The 22,517-nt window shown below is 58.9% G+C and carries 15 protein-coding genes; 8 read left to right on the top strand and 7 right to left on the bottom strand.

Annotated elements, in window-relative coordinates:
- The first annotated feature begins 152 nt into the window (after positions 1-152).
- Together ACNYC6_RS09510 and ACNYC6_RS09505 are read left to right on the top strand one after the other, a co-directional pair.
- On the top strand, positions 153-2,183 hold the full coding sequence (locus ACNYC6_RS09510) for a methyl-accepting chemotaxis protein (protein ID WP_419712084.1): 2,031 nt from the start codon (positions 153-155) through the stop codon (positions 2,181-2,183).
- A gap of 178 nt (positions 2,184-2,361) precedes the next feature.
- The gene (locus ACNYC6_RS09505; protein WP_419712083.1) at positions 2,362-2,751 is read left to right on the top strand and encodes a hypothetical protein; all 390 of its coding nucleotides are present in this window, start codon (positions 2,362-2,364) and stop codon (positions 2,749-2,751) included.
- On the opposite strand, the gene ACNYC6_RS09500 is transcribed toward ACNYC6_RS09505, so the two are convergent.
- A complete protein-coding gene (locus ACNYC6_RS09500; RefSeq protein WP_419712082.1) occupies positions 2,752-3,528 on the bottom strand; it encodes a TatD family hydrolase in 777 nt (258 codons plus the stop codon).
- Positions 3,529-3,531: 3 nt separating this feature from the next.
- Entirely contained in the window at positions 3,532-4,527 is a 996-nt protein-coding gene (cra, locus tag ACNYC6_RS09495; RefSeq protein WP_419712081.1) for a catabolite repressor/activator, read from the bottom strand.
- A gap of 294 nt (positions 4,528-4,821) precedes the next feature.
- Between cra and ptsP the strand changes: the two genes are divergently transcribed.
- From ptsP to ACNYC6_RS09475, 4 genes are all read left to right on the top strand, one after another.
- Positions 4,822-7,683 carry a phosphoenolpyruvate--protein phosphotransferase gene (ptsP, locus tag ACNYC6_RS09490; RefSeq protein WP_419712080.1) on the top strand — a complete coding sequence of 954 codons (2,862 nt, stop codon included), beginning with the start codon at positions 4,822-4,824 and terminating at the stop codon, positions 7,681-7,683.
- Positions 7,683-8,624 carry a 1-phosphofructokinase gene (pfkB, locus tag ACNYC6_RS09485; RefSeq protein WP_419712079.1) on the top strand — a complete coding sequence of 314 codons (942 nt, stop codon included), beginning with the start codon at positions 7,683-7,685 and terminating at the stop codon, positions 8,622-8,624. Before ptsP ends, pfkB begins: the two co-directional genes overlap by 1 nt.
- A gap of 11 nt (positions 8,625-8,635) precedes the next feature.
- On the top strand, positions 8,636-10,375 hold the full coding sequence (locus tag ACNYC6_RS09480; RefSeq protein ID WP_419712078.1) for a PTS fructose-like transporter subunit IIB: 1,740 nt from the start codon (positions 8,636-8,638) through the stop codon (positions 10,373-10,375).
- An 81-nt stretch (positions 10,376-10,456) separates the two neighbouring features.
- Positions 10,457-11,998 carry an alkaline phosphatase D family protein gene (locus ACNYC6_RS09475; RefSeq protein WP_419712077.1) on the top strand — a complete coding sequence of 514 codons (1,542 nt, stop codon included), beginning with the start codon at positions 10,457-10,459 and terminating at the stop codon, positions 11,996-11,998.
- A gap of 130 nt (positions 11,999-12,128) precedes the next feature.
- On the opposite strand, the gene ACNYC6_RS09470 is transcribed toward ACNYC6_RS09475, so the two are convergent.
- A complete protein-coding gene (locus tag ACNYC6_RS09470; RefSeq protein ID WP_419712076.1) occupies positions 12,129-14,657 on the bottom strand; it encodes a PepSY domain-containing protein in 2,529 nt (842 codons plus the stop codon).
- Between the two features lie 133 nt (positions 14,658-14,790).
- Entirely contained in the window at positions 14,791-17,118 is a 2,328-nt protein-coding gene (locus ACNYC6_RS09465) for a TonB-dependent receptor (RefSeq protein WP_419712075.1), read from the bottom strand.
- Positions 17,119-17,325: 207 nt separating this feature from the next.
- On the opposite strand from ACNYC6_RS09465, the gene ACNYC6_RS09460 reads away from it, so the two are divergent.
- Together ACNYC6_RS09460 and ACNYC6_RS09455 are read left to right on the top strand one after the other, a co-directional pair.
- Positions 17,326-18,006, top strand: coding sequence for a Fe2+-dependent dioxygenase (locus ACNYC6_RS09460; RefSeq protein ID WP_419712074.1), 681 nt, complete (start codon positions 17,326-17,328; stop codon positions 18,004-18,006).
- Positions 18,007-18,768 (top strand): tetratricopeptide repeat protein, encoded by a 762-nt coding sequence (locus ACNYC6_RS09455; protein ID WP_419712073.1) that lies wholly within the window; start codon positions 18,007-18,009, stop codon positions 18,766-18,768.
- On the opposite strand, the gene ACNYC6_RS09450 is transcribed toward ACNYC6_RS09455, so the two are convergent.
- The 3 genes from ACNYC6_RS09450 to ACNYC6_RS09440 all read right to left on the bottom strand — a co-directional run bounded on the left by ACNYC6_RS09450 (position 18,765) and on the right by ACNYC6_RS09440 (position 22,398).
- The gene (locus tag ACNYC6_RS09450; protein WP_419712072.1) at positions 18,765-19,778 is read right to left on the bottom strand and encodes an alpha-xenorhabdolysin family binary toxin subunit B; all 1,014 of its coding nucleotides are present in this window, start codon (positions 19,776-19,778) and stop codon (positions 18,765-18,767) included. The genes ACNYC6_RS09455 and ACNYC6_RS09450 overlap by 4 nt on opposite strands.
- A gap of 59 nt (positions 19,779-19,837) precedes the next feature.
- Positions 19,838-21,019 carry an alpha-xenorhabdolysin family binary toxin subunit A gene (locus ACNYC6_RS09445; protein ID WP_419712071.1) on the bottom strand — a complete coding sequence of 394 codons (1,182 nt, stop codon included), beginning with the start codon at positions 21,017-21,019 and terminating at the stop codon, positions 19,838-19,840.
- Positions 21,020-21,234: 215 nt separating this feature from the next.
- Positions 21,235-22,398 carry a type III PLP-dependent enzyme gene (locus ACNYC6_RS09440; protein WP_150705525.1) on the bottom strand — a complete coding sequence of 388 codons (1,164 nt, stop codon included), beginning with the start codon at positions 22,396-22,398 and terminating at the stop codon, positions 21,235-21,237.
- Positions 22,399-22,517: the final 119 nt, after the last annotated feature.

Below are 22,517 nucleotides of genomic sequence, written 5' to 3'. Positions count from 1 at the left end.
ATCACGAACCAACCAAAACATCCCCCTTCGTTAACCTTAAGTTACAAAACCATCCCCTGATTTGAGCTATACAGGGATAGCGCCCAATGGTGGCTATCTGCTGCCTGGCTGCGCCTGCCAATAAAAATAAGAAATCAAAGGGAGACTTCACAGTGAAGAGCTTGCTCTATCCCGCCGTCGCACTGATGAACCGCTTGAGCTTCGGCATGAAGTTCAGCCTGATCAGCGTCCTGTTCCTGGTGCCGATGCTGGTGACCAACTTCTACCTGGTGCGCGACTCCTATCGCGAATTTCAGGGCACCCGCATCGAGCTGCAAAGCCTCGATTTGCTGGGCAGCAGTCTGACGCTACGGCGCGATCTGGAAACCCTGAACAATCTGGTGCAGATCAACGTCACCCTCGGTCAGTCGGGTAAGGCCAGTAACGTCGAATCGCAGATCACCACACTCGAACAAAGCATTCTGGCGCGCCTGCAAGGGCTGACCGCGATGACCACCGATCCGGAGCAGATCGCGGTGTTCGACGGCAAGCGCGATGAAATGCTTGCCGCGTTCAAGGCTCAGCAAACGGAAAACTCCCTGCAAAGCAAAAGTGCGCTGATCGGCAAAATGGTTGGCAGCGCGCAGATTTTCAGCCAGATCATCACCAGCCAGGCCGGTCTGAGTCGCGACAATCAGAGCGACATGCGCCAGTTGAGCGAGCTCGTGACCGTCGTCACGCCGCGTGTCACCCAGATTCTGGGTGAGGGCCGGGCGATGGGCACCTATTCGTTGGGGCAGGGTTTTCTCAATTCGGCGTCGAGCACCCGTTTTGATGAATTGCTGTCGCAGATTGAAAAACTTCAGGGTGAATATGGCCTGAAGTTGCAAGACGCTTTGAGCTCCAGCAAAGCCGCGCGGGAAACCCTGGCTGCCCAGGCTGACAGCAGCAAGGCATCGTTGAAGAAGGCCAGCGAGTTGTTCGAAGAGCAGGTGGTGATGGCCGACACGCTGGATGCGCCGTGGCAGGCTTTTTACGATCAGGTCACGGGCCTGATGGATCAGACTTACCAGCTTAATGAAGCCACCCTGACATTTCTCGACACCCAGTTGCAGCAGCGCCTTGAGCAAAACCGCACGCACATGATCATGCAGGCTGTAGCGCTGTCGGTGGTGTTTGTACTGATTTTTTACCTGTACGGCGGCTTCTATTTCTCGACCCGCACCACGCTCAAACGCCTTGGCGGGGTGATGGACAAAGTGGCGGCCGGCGATATGACGGTCACGTTCAGTGCCCACAGCCGTGATGAGCTGGGCGAGTTGGGCGAGGTGTTCAATGGCACCGTGAAAAAAATCCATGATCTGATCGAACGCGTCGGGCAAACCGTCAGTGAAGTCGAGCGCCAGGCTGGGCAGGTGGAAAACGTGTCTGCGCAAAGCAACCAGGCTGTCGCCGGTCAGCGTACGCAGATCGAGCAGGTCGCTACGGCGATGAATCAGATGTCGGCTACGTCGCTGGAGGTTGCGCGCAGTGCTGCTGCAGCGGTCAGCAGTGCCCACAGCGTCAACGATGAAACCATCAGTGGTCGTGGGTTGGTGCAGTCACAGCAGGGCAGCATCGCCGCGCTGGCGAGTGAGATCGATCAATCGGTGTTGGTGATCAATCAACTGGCCAGCGACAGTCAGTCCATCAGCCGTGTGCTGGAAGTGATCAAGAGCATTGCCGAGCAGACCAACCTGTTGGCGCTGAACGCTGCGATCGAAGCGGCGAGGGCCGGAGAGCAGGGGCGTGGTTTTGCGGTGGTGGCGGACGAGGTCCGGACCCTCGCCAAACGCACCCAGCAATCAACCGAGGAAATCGAACAGATGATCGCCAGGCTCCATGGTGGTGTCGGCGCCGCGGTGAAGGCAATGGGCGTGAGTCATGAGATGGCGAACGGCACCGTGGGGCAGTCGGAAAAGGTCCAGCAGGCACTGGAAAACATCCTCGGCGCGGTGGGCATGATCGTCGACCAGAACCAGCAAATCGCCGCCGCCGTAGAGCAGCAAACCGCCGTGGCCCATGACATCGACCAGAACATCGTCGAGATCAACCGCGCCGGCGAGCGTACCGCCGAAGGCGCGCATCAGACTGAGGATGCCAGCCGCGCGTTGTCGGCGCAGGTGGTGGAGCTGAAACAGTTGATCAGCGCGTTCCGGGTTTAACGACACGACAGAGATAAAATGTGGGAGCGGGCCCGCTCCCACAGGATCTGTGGGGGTCTGAAGTTTTTGTAATACTTTTCCCCTTTCCGGGTAAGCATTCTCCTGTTTTTCTCCGCCTTCTGATTTTTCGTCTTCAATGAACGAAGATCCACATCATCGACACAGAGGAGGCCCCGTCATGTCTACAGCTACGCATGGAATTCAGGGGCATTGTGCCCATTGCCAGCGCACGCTGTTACTCAAGCCCTGGCAGCTCAATGCCATTGCAATCAATGAACCCTTCACCTGTTCTCACTGCCAGAAAGCCTTGCAGTTGAATGACCCGAAACAGATCAAGCGCTTCAAGTCCCTGGACTCGGTGGCCATGTTGAAGGCAAGCCTGTTGGTCACGGTGTGCACTGCGTTGTTGGTGGCACTGGTGTTGGAGTGGGTCGGACTGCTCAGCGTCGTGGAGCAGATGAATGTTTCGTTGGTGGCGATTTTCGTTTACTTCATCGCTTTACGGTTTGCTCGTCAGCGTCAGCACATGACCTTGATTCTTGAAGCCGCCAAGGCGCATACGGACTGATTACCAGTTGAACAGTTCACGGGCATTGGCGGTACTGGTGGCGGCCAATTGCTCTGGGCTGATGAGCATGATCTCGGCCAGTGCCGCGCAAATCGCCGGCAGGTGCGCCGGGCTGTTGCGCTGACCGGGGAACATGGCGGGCGCCATGTCCGGGGAGTCGGTTTCCAGCACCACCGATTCCAGCGGCAACTCGGCGAGCACGCGGTGCATGCGCAGTGCCTGCGGCCAGGTCGCCGCACCGCCCAGGCCCAGTTTGAAGCCAAGCTTGATGTACTCCCGGGCTTCTTCACGGCTACCGGCAAAGGCGTGGATGATCCCGGCACGTTTCAACTTGAAGCGCTTGAGCGTGGCGATCACCGCGGCGTGACTGCGTCGTACATGAATCAGTGCGGGAAGATGGAAGTCCGCTGCCAGTTGCAGTTGTGCGTCGAACAACCCTTGCTGGCGCTCGCGGTCAAGGGTTTCGATGAAGTAGTCCAGGCCGATTTCGCCCACCGCGCACAGTTGCCGATGACCGGCCAGCTGGGTCAGCCAGTCGCCGAGTTCCGTCAGGTGTTCGGGGCTATGGTCGTCCAGATAGACCGGGTGCAAACCGAACGCGGCATGCAGGTCGGGATCGCTTTGCACCAGCTCCCAGACGCGCTGCCAATTACCTTGATAAACCCCCAGCACCACCATCTGCCGCACGCCGAGCGCGCGGCTTTCGGTCATCAGCGCCTGACGATCGGCGTCGAAGTCCGGAAAGTCCAGGTGGGTGTGAGTGTCGATCAGGTCCATGGCTCAGTCCTGACGAATCCGCTGCTTGAACGTACGCGCGATGGCTTGTACGCCGGGTTGGTAATCGGATTGCTCGATGGCCGCCAGGGCAAGCTCCAGGGCTTTGTCGGCGATCAACTGATGCTGCTGGGCCATGGCGTTGACCGGCAACGGCAGGAAGTCCAGCAATTGCGTATCACCGAATGTGCCAAGACGCAGCGGGCGTGTCTTGAGCGGGAAGTCGTGCAAGGCATCGAACACGCCCTGCAGCAAAACATAGGAGGTGGTCACCAGCGCTTCGGGCAAATGCCCTACGCGTTGCAGTAACTCTTCCATCAACTGTTTGCCGCATTCACGGCTGAAGGATTCGCCGTGTTCGATCAGCACTTCGCCTTTGAACCCGTTCAGCGCCTCTTTGAAACCGGCGGCCCGTTCCTGGCTGATGCTCAGTTCAGGGCGTGCGCCGATCAAGGCGATCTGCTTGGGCAGCGGGTCGAGCAGGCTGCGAGTCAGTTGCAGACTGGCTTCGCGATCGTCGCTGATCACTGAGCAGAAATGTTCCGGCTCCATGACCCGGTCGATGGCGATGATCGGAATGCCTTTGGCCTGTAATTGGCGATAGCTGTCGTCGCCGGTCGGCAGGCAACTGGCGACGATCAGTGCATCACAGCGCCGCGCGCGGAACAGTTTGAGCAATTGCCGTTCGCTGTCCGGCGCATCGTCGGAACTGGCGATCAGCAACTGATAGCCGCGCGCCCGCGCACCTTGCTCCAGCAATTTGGCGATTCGCGCGTAACTGGGGTTTTCCAGGTCCGGCAAAATGAAACCCAAGGTGCGGGTATGGCGACTGCGCAGCCCGGCGGCCTGGGGATTGGGCGTGAAGCCGTGTTGTTCGACCACCGCGCGCACGCGCTCGACAGTGGCGCTGCTGATGCGTTGTTGTTCGGCCTTGCCGTTGATGACGTAGCTGGCGGTGGTAACGGACACACCAGCCAACTGGGCGATATCACTGAGTTTCAACCCGCGAGTTCCTTGTTTTTTCGAGCATGCCCGACATTTTCGTCAATCCTACCCGATTCAGGCAGTCGACCATCGTCGCCACGCATCCGACAATTGGGCTTCAAGACTGAGAGATTATCGAGTAACGTGCCAATCATTCTAGATTAAACGATTCAGCAAGCGTATTTTCTACGTTATCAGCGCTTTTGGTCGGTTCTGCCGTGAAACCGCCAAATATTGTCCTGCGACAAGCGCGTAAGCTGAATCATTCAAAACAATACCTGGTGCCCACAGGCGCCAAAAAGGGAGAAAGGTATGCTCGAGCTCACTGTAGAGCAGATATCCATGGGCCAGTCGGCTGTGGATAAGTCCGCAGCGTTGCAATTGCTGGCCCGGCATCTGGTTGTCGATGGCCTCGTTGCCGAGGGCTACCTCGCCGGCTTGCAGGCACGCGAAGCCCAGGGCTCGACCTTTCTCGGTCAAGGTATTGCCATCCCTCACGGTACGCCAGAAACCCGCGACCAGGTGTTTTCCACTGGCGTGCGCCTGATGCAGTTTCCCGAAGGCGTGGACTGGGGCGACGGGCAGATCGTCTACCTGGCGATCGGTATCGCGGCCAAATCCGATGAACACCTGCGCTTGCTGCAACTGCTGACTCGGGCCCTCGGCGAGACCGATCTGGGCCAGGCCCTGCGTCGCGCCGGTTCCGCCGAAGCCTTGCTGAAATTGCTGCAAGGTGCGCCGCAGGAGTTGGCGCTGGATGCGCAGATGATCGGTTTAGGCGTGGCCGCCGAAGATTTCGAAGAGCTGGTCTGGCGTGGTGCGCGCTTGCTTCGTCACGCCGACTGCGTGAGCAACGGTTTCTCTGCCGTATTGCAGCAGGTCGAAGCGCTACCGCTGGGCGATGGCCTGTGGTGGCTGCACAGCGAGCAAACGGTCAAGCGCCCGGGGCTGGCCTTCGTCACTCCGGACAAACCGCTGCGTTACCTCGGTCAGCCGCTGAACGGATTGTTTTGCCTGGCCAGCCTCGGCGAGGCCCATCAAGCCTTGCTCGAACGCTTGTGCGCGCTGCTGATTGAAGGTCGCGGCCATGAGTTGGGCCGCGCCACCAGTTGTCGCGCAGTGTTGGAAGTGCTCGGCGGCGAACTGCCGGCCGACTGGCCGAGCGCACGTATTGCGCTTGCCAACGCCCACGGTTTGCATGCGCGCCCGGCGAAAATCCTCGCGCAACTGGCGAAAAGTTTTGAAGGTGAGATCCGCATTCGCATCGTCGATGGTCAGGACAGCGCCGTGTCGGTGAAGAGCTTGAGCAAACTGCTCAGCCTCGGCGCCCGTCGTGGTCAGGTGCTGGAAATCATCGCCGAGCCAGGTATCGCCGCCGATGCCTTGCCAGCGCTGTTGGCCGTTATCGAAGAAGGCCTCGGTGAAGAGGTCGAGCCGCTGCCGCCGGTGAGTCAGCCGCGCGAAGACGTCGTCGAGGTAGCCCAAGTGCTGTTGGCACCGGTGTCCGGTAGCGTGGTGCAAGCGATCGCTGCCGCACCGGGAATCGCCATCGGACCGGCGCACATTCAAGTCCAGCAAACCATCGAGTACCCGCTGCGCGGTGAATCCGCCGCAGTTGAACGCGAGCGTCTCAAGCAAGCGCTGGCGTCGGTACGCAACGACATCCAGGGCTTGATCGAGCGCAGCAAGGCCAAGGCCATTCGCGAGATTTTCATTACCCATCAGGAAATGCTCGACGACCCGGAATTGACCGATGAAGTCGACACCCGTCTCAAGCAAGGTGAAAGCGCCGAAGCAGCGTGGATGTCGGTGATCGAAGCGGCGGCCAGGCAGCAGGAATCATTGCAGGACGCATTGCTCGCCGAACGCGCCGCCGATTTGCGTGATATTGGCCGACGGGTACTGGCGCAACTCTGTGGCATCGAAACCCCGAGCGAACCGGATCAGCCGTACATTCTGGTGATGGATGAAGTCGGTCCGTCCGATGTGGCACGTCTTGACCCGACTCGCGTCGCCGGCATTCTCACCGCCCGTGGCGGCGCCACGGCCCACAGCGCCATCGTCGCCCGTGCCCTCGGCATTCCGGCGCTGGTCGGCGCCGGCCCTGCGGTGTTGCTGCTGGCGCCGGGCACGCCGTTGTTGCTGGATGGCCAGCGCGGTCGCTTGCATGTGGACGCCGACACGGCGACCTTGCAACGCGCCACCGAAGAGCGCGATACCCGCGAACAACGTTTGAAGGCTGCCGCCGAACAACGCCATCAACCGGCGCTGACCACCGACGGACACGCGGTTGAAGTGTTCGCCAACATCGGTGAGAGCGCCGGTGTGACCAGCGCGGTGGAGCAGGGCGCCGAAGGCATTGGCCTGCTGCGCACCGAACTGATTTTCATGGCCCACCCGCAAGCGCCGGACGAGGCGACCCAGGAAGCCGAATACCGTCGTGTCCTCGATGGCCTCGCCGGGCGGCCGCTGGTGGTGCGCACCCTCGATGTCGGCGGCGACAAACCGCTGCCGTATTGGCCGATCGCCAAGGAAGAAAACCCGTTCCTCGGCGTGCGCGGCATTCGCCTGACCCTGCAACGGCCGCAGATCATGGAAGCGCAGCTGCGCGCCTTGTTGCGCGCTGCCGACAACCGTCCGCTGCGGATCATGTTTCCCATGGTCGGCAGCGTCGATGAGTGGCGTCAGGCCCGGGACATGACCGAACGCTTGCGACTGGAAATCCCGGTCGCGGACCTGCAACTGGGGATCATGATCGAGGTGCCATCGGCGGCATTGCTGGCGCCGGTGCTGGCCAGGGAAGTCGACTTTTTCAGCGTCGGCACCAACGACCTGACGCAATACACGTTGGCCATCGACCGTGGTCATCCGACGCTTTCCGCTCAGGCCGATGGCTTGCACCCGGCGGTGCTGCAACTGATCGACATCACCGTGCGCGCGGCACACGCCAACGGCAAATGGGTCGGTGTCTGCGGTGAGCTGGCGGCCGATCCGCTGGCGGTTCCGGTGCTGGTCGGGTTGGGTGTGGATGAGCTCAGTGTCGGTGGCCGCAGCATCGCCGAGGTCAAGGCGCGGATTCGCGAACTCAGCCTCAGCCAGACTCAAATTCTTGCCCAGCAGGCGCTGGCCGTGGGCAGCGCCAATGAAGTGCGCGCATTAGTGGAGGCGCTGTAATGGCCCGGATTCTTACCCTGACCCTCAACCCGGCGCTCGACCTCACCGTCGAGTTGTCGCGCCTGGAGCCCGGTCAGGTCAACCGCAGCGACACCATGCACACCCATGCCGCCGGGAAAGGCGTGAACGTGGCGCAGGTATTGGCGGACCTCGGGCATCAGCTGACGGTCAGCGGATTCCTCGGCGAAGACAACCTGCAAGCGTTCGAAACCCTGTTCGCCAAACGCGGTTTTGTCGACGCGTTCATTCGCGTACCCGGTGAAACCCGCAGCAATATCAAACTGGCGGAAAGCGACGGGCGCATCACCGACCTCAACGGTCCGGGGCCGCAGGTCAGCGCGGCGGCGCAGCAGGCATTGCTGGATCGGCTCGACCAGATAGCGCCGTCGCATGACGCTGTCGTCGTCGCCGGCAGCTTGCCGCAAGGCGTTAGCCCGCAGTGGTTGCAGGCGCTGATTCTACGATTGAAAAATCTCGGTTTGAAGGTCGCTCTCGACACCAGCGGCGAAGCGTTGGCGGCTGCGCTCAAGACCGGACCGTGGCTGATCAAACCCAACACCGAAGAGCTGGCTGAAGTGCTGGGCTGCGAGGTGGTTTCGATCCTGGCCCAGGCCGAAGCGGCGAATCGCTTGCACGCTCAAGGCATTGAGCATGTGGTGATTTCCCACGGTGCCGAGGGTGTGAACTGGTTCAGCGTCGGCTCGGCGCTGCATGCCACACCGCCCAAGGTCAGTGTCGCCAGTACGGTGGGTGCGGGCGACTCGTTGCTGGCGGGCATGCTCCACGGATTGCTCAGCGCCGATACGCCTGAGCAGACCTTGCGCACCGCCACGGCGATTGCCGCGCTGGCGGTCACTCAGATCGGTTTCGGTATCAGCGATGCGGCGCAATTGGCGCAGCTCGAACAGGGTGTGCGCGTGCGTCCCCTGACAGAACAATAAGAGGGTTGGTCATGAAGTTAGCCATCGTTACTGCCTGCCCGAACGGCATGGTCACCAGTGTGCTGTGCGCCCGTTTGCTCGATGCAGCGGCCCAGCGTCAGGGCTGGAGCACCAGTGTCGAAGTCACCGATGTTGCGCATCCGGAAAAACAACTGTCGGCGGCGACCCTTTCAGCGGCCGAGTGGGTGTTGCTGGTGGCGAGCGCGCCGGTAGACATGTCCCGATTTGTCGGCAAACGCGTCTTTCAGAGCACGCCGGCCCAGGCCCTGCAAGATGTCGAAGCCGTGCTGCGCCGTGGTGCCGAGGAGGCTCGGGTTTATCTCGCGCCAGACGCTGTCGCCGAACCTCTTGCCGTCGCCAAAAGCGCCCCGCGCCTGGTGGCGGTCACCGCTTGCCCGACCGGCGTGGCGCACACGTTCATGGCAGCCGAAGCCTTGCAGCAAGCGGCCAAGCGTTTGGGCTATGACCTGCAAGTGGAAACCCAGGGCTCGGTGGGCGCACGTAATCCGCTGAGCGCGCAGGCCATCGCCGATGCCGATGTGGTGTTGCTGGCAGCGGACATCGAAGTCGCCACCGAGCGTTTTGCCGGCAAGAAAATTTACCGTTGCGGCACCGGCATTGCGCTCAAACAAGCCGAAGCAACGCTGAACAAAGCCCTCGCCGAAGGCACGCAGGAAAGCGCAGCGACCGGGGCGAAAGGTCCTGCCAAGCAAGAGAAAACCGGCGTCTACAAACACTTGCTGACCGGTGTGTCGTTCATGTTGCCGATGGTGGTGGCGGGCGGTCTGATGATCGCCCTGTCGTTCGTGTTCGGCATCACCGCGTTCAAGGAGGAGGGCACGCTGGCGGCGGCGCTGATGCAGATCGGCGGTGACACTGCATTCAAACTGATGGTGCCGTTGCTCGCAGGTTACATCGCCTACTCGATTGCCGATCGCCCGGGCCTGGCGCCGGGGATGATCGGCGGCCTTCTGGCGAGTACGTTGGGTGCCGGTTTCATCGGCGGGATCATTGCCGGTTTCATTGCTGGTTACGCGGCGCAGGCGATCAATCGTTATGCGCGGTTGCCGCAAAGCCTCGAAGCGCTGAAGCCGATCCTGATCATCCCGTTGCTGGCGAGTCTGTTTACCGGCCTGGTGATGATCTACGTGGTCGGTAAACCGGTGGCGGGGATGCTCGCCGGGCTCACGCATTTCCTCGACAGCATGGGCACCACCAACGCGATTCTGCTCGGCGTGTTGCTGGGCGGCATGATGTGCGTCGACCTCGGCGGACCGATCAACAAAGCCGCGTATGCGTTCTCGGTGGGACTGCTGGCGTCGCAGAGTTATGCGCCGATGGCCGCGACCATGGCGGCCGGTATGGTGCCGCCGATTGGCCTGGGCATCGCCACGTTCATCGCCCGGCGCAAGTTCGCTCAGACCGAGCGCGAGGCCGGTAAAGCGGCGCTGGTGTTGGGCTTGTGCTTTATCTCTGAAGGGGCGATTCCGTTCGCGGCGAAAGACCCGTTGCGGGTGATTCCGGCGAGCATTGCCGGTGGTGCGCTGACCGGTGCGTTGTCGATGTATTTCGGCTGCAAGCTGATGGCACCGCATGGTGGGTTGTTCGTGATGTTGATCCCGAATGCGATCAACCATGCGTTGCTGTATTTGCTGGCGATTGTGGCGGGGAGTTTGCTGACGGCGGTGGTGTATGCGCTGGTGAAGCGGCCTGAAACCGTTGAGTTGGCGCTGGAGCCGGCCAAGGCCTGACACGAAACCCTGTGTGCGAGCCGGTGTCATGTCGGATTCATCCAGGCGTGCTTGAGTTTTTCCTTTTTCAGGGAGAACACCATGAGCGATTTCAATCTCGGCCGCCGCCGTGTCATGCAAGCCGTCGGTGCCGGGCTGCTGTTGCCGGGGCTGGCGCCGGCCGTGATCGCTTCGGTCAAGGATCGGCCACAGCTCACCGACGGTGTACAGTCCGGCGATTTGCTCGGTGACCGGGCGATCATCTGGAGCCGCAGCGACCGCCCGGCGCAGATGGTGGTGGAGTGGGACACCCGCAGCCTGTTTCCCAACCCTCGGCGTTTTGTCTCGCCGCTGGCCGATGCCCGTACCGACTTCACCGCTCGGGTCGAGCTGACCGGGCTGCCCGCCGATCAGGCGATTTTCTACCGTGTGCAATTTGAAGACGCCCAGAGCGGCGTCGCCAGCGAACCGTGGTTCGGCCACTTGCGCAGCGTGCCGCAAACCCGCCGCAACATTCGTTTCGTCTGGAGCGGCGACACCGTAGGCCAAGGCTTCGGCATCAACCCTGACATTGGCGGCATGCGCATCTACGAAGCGATGCGCCTGCGCCTGCCGGATTTCTTTATCCACAGCGGTGACACCATTTATGCGGATGGTCCCATCCCTGAACAAATCACCACCGAAAACGGCCGGGTGTGGCGCAACATCACCAGCGAAGCCAAGAGCAAAGTCGCGGAAACCCTCGACGATTATCGGGGCAATTACCGCTATAACCTGATGGATGAAAACATCCGCCGCTTCAACGCCGAAGTGCCGCAGATCTGGCAGTGGGACGACCACGAAGTGGTGAATAACTGGTCGCCGGGCAAGCAACTGGATGAACGCTACAAAAGCAAAGATATCCACAGCCTGGTGGACCGCGCGCGTCAGGCCTGGCTCGAATACGCGCCGATGCGGTTGCAGAGCGCTGACGGTGGTGGGCGGATTTATCGCAAGCTCAGCTACGGGCCGTTGCTCGATGTGTTCGTACTCGATATGCGCAGCTATCGCGAGGCCAATGATGACAACCTCGGCGGCGCGAAACCTTTCCTAGGACGTGAACAGCTGGACTGGCTGAAGGCGTCGTTGAAAGCGTCCAGCGCACAATGGAAAGTCATCGCCGCCGACATGCCGATCGGCCTCGACGTGCCCGATGGCGAGGTCAGCCCCGGTGTGACGCGTTGGGAAGCGGTGGCCAATGGCGACCCGGGACCGGCCCAGGGACGTGAGCTGGAAATCGCCGAGTTACTGGGTTTCCTGCGGGCGCAAAAGGTGCGCAATTTTGTCTGGCTAACGGCGGATGTGCATTACTGCGCGGCGCATCATTACCACCCGGACCGCGCTGCCTTTCAGGACTTCGAACCGTTTTGGGAGTTCGTCGCCGGACCGCTGAATGCCGGGAGCTACGGGCCAAATCCGCTGGATAACACCTTCGGCCCTGAAGTGGTGTTCCAGAAAGCACCGCCCGCGCAGAACACTTCACCGTTTGCCGGTTTTCAGTTTTTTGGCGAGGTGAATATCGAAGGGCAGAGTGGGGAATTGAACGTGGTGTTGCGGGATCTGGATGGGGTGGCGGTGTTTGAGCAGAAGTTGCAGCCAGTGTGACAACACCGCCCCCTGTAAGAGCGAGCCTGCTCGCGATGAACTCGAGAACGACGCGGGGTATCAGGTTACCCGCGTCATCGTTGATGACCATCGCGAGCAGGCTCGCGCCTACAGGGTGCATGGTGTTGGGTCAGTAAACGTCGCGGCGGTAACGACCTTGCTCGATAAGGCGTTCGACTTCGGCACTGCCGAGTACGTCGTTGAGCACTTGATCCACGCCGCTTGCCATGCCCTGCAAACTGCCGCAGATGTAGATCACGGCACCGTTCGCCAGCCATTTTTTCAGTTCATCGGCCGATTCACGCAAGCGATCCTGCACGTAGATCTTCTCGGCCTGATCCCGCGAGAATGCCAGGTCCAGACGCTGCAGATCACCGGAAATCATCCACTCTTCCAACTCGTCACGACACAGGTAATCGTGTTCGCGATTACGCTCGCCGAACAGCAGCCATTGACGTTGTTGGCCATCGGCAATCCGCGCCTTGAGCAAACTGCGCAACCCCGCCAGACCTGTGCCGTTGCCGAGCAGAATCATCGGCGCCGGTTCGTTCGGCAGATGGAAACCACTGTTGCGGCGTACCCGCAAACTGATGCTGCCACCCACTGGCGCATGTTCAGTGAGCCAACCGGAACCGACACCCAGGCTGCCATCGGAATGCAGTTCCTGGCGCACGATCAACTCCAGAATGCCGTCGGCGGCAATCGAGGCGATGGAGTATTCGCGCATGGCCAACGGCACGAGGGCGTCCAGCAATGCTTGCGCGTGCAGGCCGACCAGATGACTGCGGTTCTGCGGCAGTTGGCGGCTGGCGAGGGCTTGCTCCAGCGGTTGCGTCAGGCCGTCGTGTTCAATGGTGGCCCGACCGTCGATCCCCAGGCCATCGAGGAAATGTTCGATCGCCCAAGGGCAGTTGCGCGGCAATACTTCCACCAGGTCACCGGCCAGCCAACTGCTGGTGGTCGGCGCGGTGAGGCCTAGCAGATAAACAGGTGAGCCGCTGCTGTCAGGGTTGAGCAGATCACGACGGGTCAGGGTCCAGTTGTCGTAGCTCGGCGCTTGCCAGGTGTCCGCCGGCGTCTGACCGGTCAACAGGCCGAGTTGCTGTTGCCAGTGACGCAAGGCGTAAGGATCGCCGCTGTCGACTTCCACTGGAGCGAACAACGTCTTGCCGCCGTGTTCACCGAGCCAGTTGTGCAGGCGTCGGGCAAAACCGCAAAAGTGTTGGTACTGGCGGTCACCGAGGCCGAGTACTGCATAGTTCAGGCTTTCCAGGCTCAAGCTGCGGCCCAGTACCTTGCGTTCGAAACCGCGGGCGCTGTCCGGCGCTTCGCCGTCGCCGAAGGTGCTGACCACGAACAATGCGTTGTCTGAAGCCCGCAGATCCTGCTCACTGACATTCGCCAGCGGCTGCACGTTCACCGGGAGGCCGGCAGCCTGCAATTGGCCGGCGGTCTGCCAGGCCAGTTGCTCGGCAAAGCCGCTCTGGCTGGCGAAGCCGATCAGCCATGCCGGGGCGTCGCTGCCCGGTTGGGACAGACCTTTACGGGCGTCCTTGATCTGGCGTTTTTTGCGCCGGCGATCCAGGTACAGCATCCAGCCGGTGATGAAGAACAGCGGCATGGTCAACGCGGTGATGGTCAGGATGATCCGCCCGCCGATGCCAAAATAACTGCCGGTGTGCAACGCGTAGATACTGGTCAGCAGTTGCGCCTTGAGGCTCTTGTCGCTGTAGCGCTCATGCCGCTTGATCGCACCCGTGACCGGGTCGAGGGTGATCTGGTTCAGCGCACGATCGTGGGGTGAATCCTTGAGCAGGTAAAAGACGGTCGCCGGTTGTCCGGCTACTGGTGGCATGCGGGTGTTGTAGAAGCTCAGGCCGGGGCCTGCCGCGCTGTAGATGCTGCTCCACATCGCCGAGTAATCGGCGACCGGTGCCGGGCCGCTTGGCGCAGGGCCACGACCGCCCCGAACGCGCTCGTTCTGTGGCGAGTCGGAAAGCAGTTGCGTGAGGCCCTTGCTGTACCACTCGTAGGACCAGAACAACCCGGTCAGCGCCGCCAGAAGATAAAACACCAGGCACCAGGTGCCCGCGATCGAGTGCAGATCCCAGTTGAAGCTGCGACCTTTTTTCTTCCAGTCGAGGGTCAGCCAGGCGCGCCAGCTTTTCCACTGGCGTGGCCAGCGCAGGTACAGTCCGGACAGGCAGAAGAACACCAGGATCAAGGTGCAGGCGCCGGTGATTTGCCGACCGGTATCGCCCATGGCGAGGAAACGGTGCAGTTGCAGCATCAGGCCGAAGAATTGCTGGCCGCTGGCCTCGCCCAGCAACTCGCCGGTGTACGGGTCGAAAATGCGCATCGGGCCGCGACGCTCACCCGGTGCCGGAGTGAAGAAGGCGCGGGCGGCGATGTCACTGTCGATGTCCACCGAAAGCATCGAGACTTTCAGGCTCGTGGCCGCTTCGATTTTTTCCACCAGCTCGGCGGGCGGCAGTACACCGGCGACCTGTTTTTGCACCTGCAGCACGGAAGGATTCAACGCGTACAGGATTTCATCCTGAAACGACACCATGGCCCCGGTGATGCCCATCAGGGCCAGGACCAGTCCGGCGCTGATGCCAAAAAACCAGTGCAACTGGAACAGGGTTTTCTTCAACACGTCGCTCGCCTTGTTCGTTCAAAAATAATCATCACGGCGCGCATTATGATGCCGTGGGTTGTCGAGAAACATTCTTTTCTACACACAAAAGCCCCGCTCACCTGGATGAGCGGGGCTGGTTTTTACACGTCCATCAGAAGTGGAAGTTGGTGCTCAGCAAAGCAGTACGGCCCGCCGCCTGGTTGGCGAAGTGCGTCGAGAACGCCTTGTCGTAGTAGGTTTCGTCGGTCAGGTTCTGCACGTTCAGTTGCAGGTCGATGTTCTTGGTCAGCTTGTAGGCGGCCATCGCATCGTAGCGAACGTAGGAATCAACCATGGTGGTGTTGGCTGCGCTACCGAACACGTCGTCGACATAGAACGCGCCGCCACCGATGGTCAGCTTCGGCGTGACCTGGTAGGTCGTCCACAGGCTGGCGCTGTTTTTCGGCGTGTTCGGCAGTTCGTTGCCGTCGTTGGCTTTGTTAGCCGGCAAGTCGCCGCCATCCACTTGTTCGCTGTCCATGTAAGCGTAACCGGCGAACACCTGCCATTTGTCGGTGAGCTTGCCGGTGGCCGACAGTTCGAAACCTTGAACGCGGGTTTTACCGACGTTTTCATACGTGGTGGTGTTGGTTTGCACACGAGCGTTTTCTTTCTCGGTGCGGAAGATATCGGCGGTCAGCGACAGGCGATCGTTCAGCAGGTCCCACTTGGTACCGATTTCGTAGTTCTTGGTGGTTTCCGGCTCCATGTCGCTGCTCAGCAGGTTGCCGTTGCGATCAGGGGTGCCGCCCAGTGGGTTGCCGTCCATGCCTTCACCCAGGGTGTTGCCCGGTGGTGTGGCTGACGTGGCGTAGGACGCATAAATGCTGCCGTTTTCCGCCGGCTTGTAGACCACACCGAACTGACCGGTCACGAACTCGCTGACATCATCGCCCTTGGAGGTAGTGGTGCCAGCAGCGTTGTAGGTTTTGTAGTCGGTGTCGAAATGGTCGTAGCGCAGGCCCATGTTCACCAGCCACTGCTCGGACAACTCCAGGGTGTCGAACACGTACAGCGCGTAGGTGTTGGCCTTGGTGTCGGTGCCCGCGTAGTTACGCGAGATGGCACCGTTCCACGGATCGCTTGGGGTCGGGTTGGACAACGAGGTGCAGTTGTAGCCGCTTGGCGCGCCGATCAATGCCGGGCTGCAGTTAGTGCTGGAGTTGCCTGGCGAGCCCGGGGTGGTATCGGTGTTGACGTTGTACGAAGATTTTTGGCTTTCCTCGCGGCTTAACTCGATACCGGTGGCGAAGCTGTTCTTGAAGCCGGCGATGTAGACGTCACCAAACAAGTCGGTCTGGTTGGTCGTGGTCTCGGTGTTGCTGACGCGGGTGTTGGCCCGGCGCCAGACGCTGCCGTTGTTGACGTTGCCCTTGCTGTCGTCCGGCTGGGTCAGGATGTAGTCCTGCATGCTGTTGCCGTGGCGCAGGGTGTTCTTGACGGTCAGCGCATCGCTCAGATCGTGTTCGATGGCGATGGTCGCGGTATCGGTACGGCCCTTGCGGAAGTCGCGGCCATCGAGACCATAGAAGTTGCTGCTGTCACCGCCGTCCTGAGGCTTGTCCGGGTTGGACTTGGTACGGGCAGCGGAGCCGGCGGTCGGGATCGAGTACGGAATACCCGAGTCCGGCGTGTCGTTACTTTCCAGATGGTAGTAATCGAGATTGACGCGGGTATCGGTGCCCAGGCCGAAGGCCAGCGACGGTGCGACGCCCCAACGGTCGTAATCGACACTGTCGCGGCCGGCGACGTTGCTTTCGTGGCTCATCAGATTCAGACGACCGGCGACGGTATCGGAAAACTGGTAGTTGCCGTCCATGGTGTAACGCTGGGTCTGGTCGGAGCCCCAGGTGTAGCCACCGTCGAACGAATTGCCCAGGTGCGCTTTCTTGCTCACCAGGTTGATGCTGCCGCCAGCAGCACCGCGACCGCCGATGGCCGAGTTCGGGCCTTTGCTGACTTCGATCGATTCAACGGCGAAGATCTCGCGGCTCTGCGAACCGGTATCGCGCACGCCGTCCAGGTAGGTGTCGCCCTGGGCATCGAAACCGCGAATGAACGGACGGTCGCCCTGCGGGTTGCCGCCTTCACCGGCACCGAAGGTAATGCCTGGAACAGTGCGCAGGGCGTCCTGCATGTTCAGGGCGCCGGTGTCCTTGAGGACTTGTTGCGGGATGACCGTGATCGAACGCGGTGTGTCGACCAGCGGCGCGGTGTACTTGGGCGAGGAGGCTTTCTCGACGTTGTAGGAGGTTTCGTCCTGGGCTTCGCCATTGATGGCGGTAGCGCCCAGCGAAATGGTATTGCTCGGCGCTTTTTCGTCGGTTTTTTCCGCCGCGAATACCATGTGGCCCGCAGAGCCGGCAGTGATCGCTACGCCAATGGCAGAAGCGAGTAAACGTGGTGAGCTGACCGGCAATTGTGGGTGTTGACGTGACATTTTGATTCCCCTCCCCAAGGATTTGAGGGGGCGGAATATAGGGTAGACGCGTATTTGTATCAATTGCGAAACGTTACTATTCGCGATGAATTTACATTCTTTACAATTTAACCTTACGGTTTTTGCAGTTTCATTCGTCTGTCGGGTTTTACATGGGCAATAAGAATCAATACCATTGACACTCCTTGGTTCTCAGGCGTCCTTCCCATGCTGCTGCACATTCCCGGCTTGTTCGACAAAGAAGAAGTGCGGCGCATTCGCGAGGCTCTGGAACAGGCCGATTGGGCCGACGGCAAGATCACGGCCGGTTATCAGTCAGCCAAGGCCAAGCACAATTTGCAGTTGCCGGAAGGTCATCCGCTGGCCAAGGAAATTGGTGCGGCCATGCTGGAGCGGTTGTGGAAAAATCCACAGTTCATGTCCGCGGCGTTACCGCACAAGGTCTTTCCTCCGTTGCTGAACTGTTACACAGCCGGCGGCAGTTTCGACTTCCACATCGACAACGCCGTGCGTCAGCCCAAGGGCAGCATCGAACGGGTGCGTACCGACCTGTCGGCCACGCTGTTTTTCAGCGAGCCCGAGGACTACGACGGCGGCGAACTGGAAATCCAGGACACCTTTGGCACCCAGCGCGTGAAACTACCTGCCGGTGACATGGTGCTGTATCCCGGCACCAGCCTGCACAAGGTCAACGCGGTAACCCGTGGCACGCGTTACGCCTCATTCTTCTGGACGCAAAGCCTGGTGCGCGAAGACAGCCAGCGCGCCTTGCTGTTTGAAATGGACGGCGCGATCCGCCAACTCACGCAGGACGTACCCGATCACCCTTCGCTGATCCGCCTGACCGGCGCCTATCACAACCTGTTGCGCCGCTGGGTCGAGGTGTAAGTGGCGGACTTTCGGTTACGCCGCGAGGAAGTCCTCGACGGTGACGCGCTCAAGTCCATGCTCGACGAAAGCCCGGCCCGTGCTGCCCAGGCGATTCTGATGGCGGCACGCGAAGACATCCTCAATGCCCAGGCGTTGCTCGGTCAGATTCTGCTGGACGGGCAGGGCATCGCCCAGGATCAGCCGCTGGCCGTGCGCTGGTTCGGCATCGCCGCCCGTCGCGGGCATTTGATGGCGCGCAACATGCTTGGCCGTTGTCATGAACATGGTTGGGGCTGTGAGGCTGACCCTTCGCTGGCCGCACGGCATTATCAGGTGGCGGCCGAGGCCGGGCTGGACTGGGCGATGTACAACTTCGCCAATTTGCTGGCGACCGGACGTGGGGTGCGTCAGGACCAGGCACTGGCGCTGAGTTTCTACCACCGTGCCGCGCAGCTCGGGCACGCGAAATCAATGAACCTGCTGGGACGATACCTGGAGGAAGGCCAGCACTGCCCAGCCGACCCCGGCGAGGCCTTTGTATGGTTTCGACGCTCTGCCGAGGCTGGCGATTTTCGCGGGCAATTCAGCTATGCGGCTGTTCTGGCGGCTGATGGCAGAATCGAAGAGGCTCTGGGCTGGTTGCACCAGGCACTGGCCGCAGGAAACCTGAATTTCCTGCGGGTCAGTAGCCAGGCGTTGTTGCAGGCGCCTCATCCTGAATTCCAGGCATTGGCTCAGCTTTATCAGCGACGCGCTACGCAATTGCAGCAACCGGCTTAGCGGCGCCACTCGCTGCGAAGTTTGTTCAAGTGTGTGCTGTACACTTTTGACTGTTCGATGAATCGTTTAACAACAGGTTTCAGTTCGTCGGCAGCATCGAAGTGGATTATCTCCAGAAATTTATTCAAAGATTCGGCGAGGGTATTGATTTCGTTCGTATATGCCTCCCTCGATGTGCGCACTGTCTGTAATTCGTTGAGTTGGCGTTTTCGCTGTTGAAGTGTCGTGACTTCATTGTTAATACGCGTCAGTTGGCTACGACGATCATCCAGTTGCGTTTGCACCTGTCGCCTGGCGGCAATCAAGTTGTCATATTTGATGCTGCTGTCAATCAGTCCCAGAATCTTGATGCCCGCGGATATGCCTGCCTTGACCAACTCCAGTTGAGGTGCGGACAGTTTTAGCTCAGTCAGTTTTTCGACGCTGAGGAAGAGATTTTTTATCAGCGAAAAATTGTCCGTCGATTCAATGATATTGATAGCATCAGTCAAGCTGGCTTCCGATTTGGTCAATTGTTCGATGGCGTCGTTCAGTGCGGGAAACTGTTGTGAGACCTTATCAATTGAAGCCTCAATTTCAATGATGCGGTGACGGTTGTCGGTGAGTGACACGGACTTTAAATTCGTCAGGCTGTTGTTGAGTTCAGTCGAATATTTAAATGTGCGGGCAGTGGCATCGTGGATTAATGATTTTATTTCACCATAAAAACTGTCGATGGCCTCCTGTTGCGCCTCTGTCGGACTTTGGCGTTGAAGGTTTTCAATGACAGTGGTGAATTCTTGTATTTCCGTGGTTTGCAATGCAGTTGGCACCAAAGTCAGTGTTCTAAGTGCTTGAGTGTCGGTCGCGTTTACTTCTTGCTGGAGGCTATTAAGTTCTTCGCTGAGCACGGGCAAATAAAGATTGCTCAACGTGCGTATTTTGTAGTTCAAATCTTCCCGAGTGACATGGAATTTGTTCATGTCGGGTGTGGGGTATTGGAATGCGGTATCAATGGTATATACGGTCATGGTGATCTCGTTTTTACAAGGGGGGATTTAAGAGGAAGAAGAGTCGGTTAGCGCTGCTATCAGGCCGCGCTGACGGAATTGTTGAACGCCGTCAACAAATCGCCCGCCTGTTTTTTTACGTTTTGCCAGTTGCCTGTCATTCTTTTGAGTCTGGTGACAAAAGACACCAAGTACATTGCATTGGTAACGCCATCGAGACTTTTGCTGGAGGAGTCGACGTAAGTCTGAATAAGCTCCCAGAGGCTTTCAAGATTGGACGAACTGCCGAGAGCCCCTTCGACCCGGACCAGCAAGTCTTGGAGACTGGTTTCGTGTGTTAGCAACGAGGCCAGCAGTTCATGGGTTGTTTGGAGTTTCTTTACAATTTCACGGCGCTCGGCAGTCAGTGCATCAAGCTCATTTCGCGCCGCCTGGGCCTTGCTGCCGTATATCGAAGACGTCACCAGAAAGCCAACGGCTCCGCCGAGCAATCCCCACCACTTGTTGCTGGAATATTGTTCGATTTCCGATTGTTTTTCGCTGATTCTTTTATTGATAATCTCCAGTCGGTCATTCAGGTCTTTTATCTCATTACTGAAATTCTGGCTGTTGCACAGTGTGATTTTCAATCCCAGTTCCGGTTTTATCGTATTAGTGATGCCGTGCTTGAAATCAGTGATTTCTTTTTTGATTTTTTGTGTGCTTTTGCTATGTTGCGCGATGACTGTTTTGAGCTCTTCAACCAATTCCAGTAATACGGGGATTTTTTGTTTTTCGTCTCCGGATAATTTTACTTCGGGAAGGTTGTCGATTTCCTCAGGTGATAAATCACCGACTTTTCCGATGCTGCTGATGTAGCTTGGTAATCGTTGTAAATATTCAATGATGGCTTCACTGCTTGAAGTGAAGTTGTCGGCAAAAACATGAAGATCTGCCCCTACTGTTTTCATGCCGGACTCAAGCGCAGACCAGGTCCCTGCATGGTCCTTCATTTTTTTGTATAGAACTTTCATGTCGGCTGATTTAAGGCCGGCAATGCCTAATTGGTCGAATTTATAGATTTGTTCAATTTGATTGATGTCAATGGGTAGTGCAAGGCTGGTGTTGACGTAACGTTTGATTTTTCTGATGTCATCGTTGGTGACGAGCAATCCCTGTTCGCGCTCAACGCCAGGATGAGTTCCGGAAACTGCGCCTATAAAGTCTGACGTCAGTGAGTTGAAGTCTCTCGATGTGACAACGGTGTTTTGAATAACTAACATGAAAATCCCTTTTGTGTTTTATCGCGATCAATTTTTGTCGCGGTTAAAACATAGCGGTGATTGTTGTGAAAGTTAATCGAGGAAGGTTTTCAATGTGTGACGAGAAAGAATGTAAAAGGTCTGCGTTTTTTGATGCGCATGAATGGATAAAAACGTACGGAAATAAAAAAGGCCTGTGAGATATTCACAGGCCTTTATTGTATTAACGGTGAGGCTTACACGTAGAACGACTTCAGCGGCGGGAAACCATTGAACTCAACAGCGCTGTAACTGGTCGTGTACGCACCGGTCGACAGCCAGTACAGGCGATCACCGATGGCCAGGTTCAGCGGCAGGCCGTACTTGTAGTTTTCGTACATGATGTCGGCGCTGTCGCAGGTTGGGCCGGCGATCACGACTTCTTCCATCTCGCCTTTTTTCTCGGTCCAGATCGGGAACTTGATGGCTTCGTCCATGGTTTCGATCAGGCCGGAGAACTTGCCCACATCCGTGTACACCCAACGCTCGACGGCGGTACGGGATTTACGCGCAACCAGCACCACTTCGCTGACCAGGATACCGGCGTTGGCGATCAGCGAACGGCCCGGTTCCAGGATGATTTCCGGCAGGTCATCACCGAAGTCTTCCTTGAGGAAGCGGATGATTTCTTCAGCGTAGGTTTCCAGGCTGTTGGTGCGGGTGATGTAGTTGGCCGGGAAGCCGCCGCCCATGTTGATCAGCTTCAGGTGGATGCCGTCTTCTTCTTTCAGACGTTCGAAGATCACTTTGACCTTGGCGATCGCCGCGTCCCAGACGCTGATGTCGCGCTGTTGCGAACCGACGTGGAACGAGATGCCGTAAGGCACCAGACCCAGGTCACGGGCGAGGATCAGCAGGTCCATGGCCATGTCGGTCTGGCAGCCGAATTTGCGCGACAACGGCCAGTCGGCAGTGGTCGAGCCTTCGGTCAGGATGCGTACGTAGACTTTCGAGCCCGGAGCAGCCTTGGCGATGTTACGCAGGTCGGCTTCGGAGTCGGTGGCAAACAGGCGCACGCCCTTCTCGTAGAAGTAGCGGATGTCCTTGGATTTCTTGATGGTGTTGCCGTAGCTGATCTGGTCGGCGCTGACGCCGCGGCTCAGCACTTTGTCCAGCTCATAAATAGAGGCGATGTCGAAGCTCGAGCCTTTCTCTTTGAGCAGGTCGATGATTTCCACGGCCGGGTTGGCCTTGACCGCGTAGTAGACCTTGGCGAATTCGAAACCGGCGCGCAGGTCATCGTAGGCCTGGCTGATCATCGCGGTGTCGATCACCACGAACGGGGTTTCCTGTTTGTCGGCGAACGCCTTCATTTTCTGAAAGGTTTCACGCGCGAAATAGTCTTCGACCTGGATCGACATACTTGGGAGCTCCTAGTGGCAAACGTAGTTAATCAATGGGTGCAAATGAACGTCCTCCGTATCCCCACTTTGGTTCGCCTACTTCCCAAGGCATGTCGCCGAAAGCAAAAAGGCCATGG

Origin of the sequence: Pseudomonas sp. NFX224 (assembly GCF_048565165.1) — a bacterium.
GTDB lineage: Bacteria > Pseudomonadota > Gammaproteobacteria > Pseudomonadales > Pseudomonadaceae > Aquipseudomonas.
This window is presented reverse-complemented; position numbering and strand designations above follow the sequence as displayed.

Bases quoted from the DNA above. Each gene is read 5' to 3' on its own strand.
- ACNYC6_RS09505 (WP_419712083.1), top strand. From the start codon at position 2,362: ATGTCTACAGCTACGCATGGAATTCAGGGGCATTGTGCCCATTGCCAG.
- ACNYC6_RS09500 (WP_419712082.1), bottom strand. From the start codon at position 3,528: ATGGACCTGATCGACACTCACACCCACCTGGACTTTCCGGACTTCGAC.
- ptsP (WP_419712080.1), top strand. From the start codon at position 4,822: ATGCTCGAGCTCACTGTAGAGCAGATATCCATGGGCCAGTCGGCTGTG.
- pfkB (WP_419712079.1), top strand. From the start codon at position 7,683: ATGGCCCGGATTCTTACCCTGACCCTCAACCCGGCGCTCGACCTCACC.
- ACNYC6_RS09480 (WP_419712078.1), top strand. From the start codon at position 8,636: ATGAAGTTAGCCATCGTTACTGCCTGCCCGAACGGCATGGTCACCAGT.
- ACNYC6_RS09475 (WP_419712077.1), top strand. From the start codon at position 10,457: ATGAGCGATTTCAATCTCGGCCGCCGCCGTGTCATGCAAGCCGTCGGT.
- ACNYC6_RS09465 (WP_419712075.1), bottom strand. From the start codon at position 17,118: ATGTCACGTCAACACCCACAATTGCCGGTCAGCTCACCACGTTTACTC.
- ACNYC6_RS09460 (WP_419712074.1), top strand. From the start codon at position 17,326: ATGCTGCTGCACATTCCCGGCTTGTTCGACAAAGAAGAAGTGCGGCGC.
- ACNYC6_RS09450 (WP_419712072.1), bottom strand. From the start codon at position 19,778: ATGACCGTATATACCATTGATACCGCATTCCAATACCCCACACCCGAC.
- ACNYC6_RS09445 (WP_419712071.1), bottom strand. From the start codon at position 21,019: ATGTTAGTTATTCAAAACACCGTTGTCACATCGAGAGACTTCAACTCA.
- ACNYC6_RS09440 (WP_150705525.1), bottom strand. From the start codon at position 22,398: ATGTCGATCCAGGTCGAAGACTATTTCGCGCGTGAAACCTTTCAGAAA.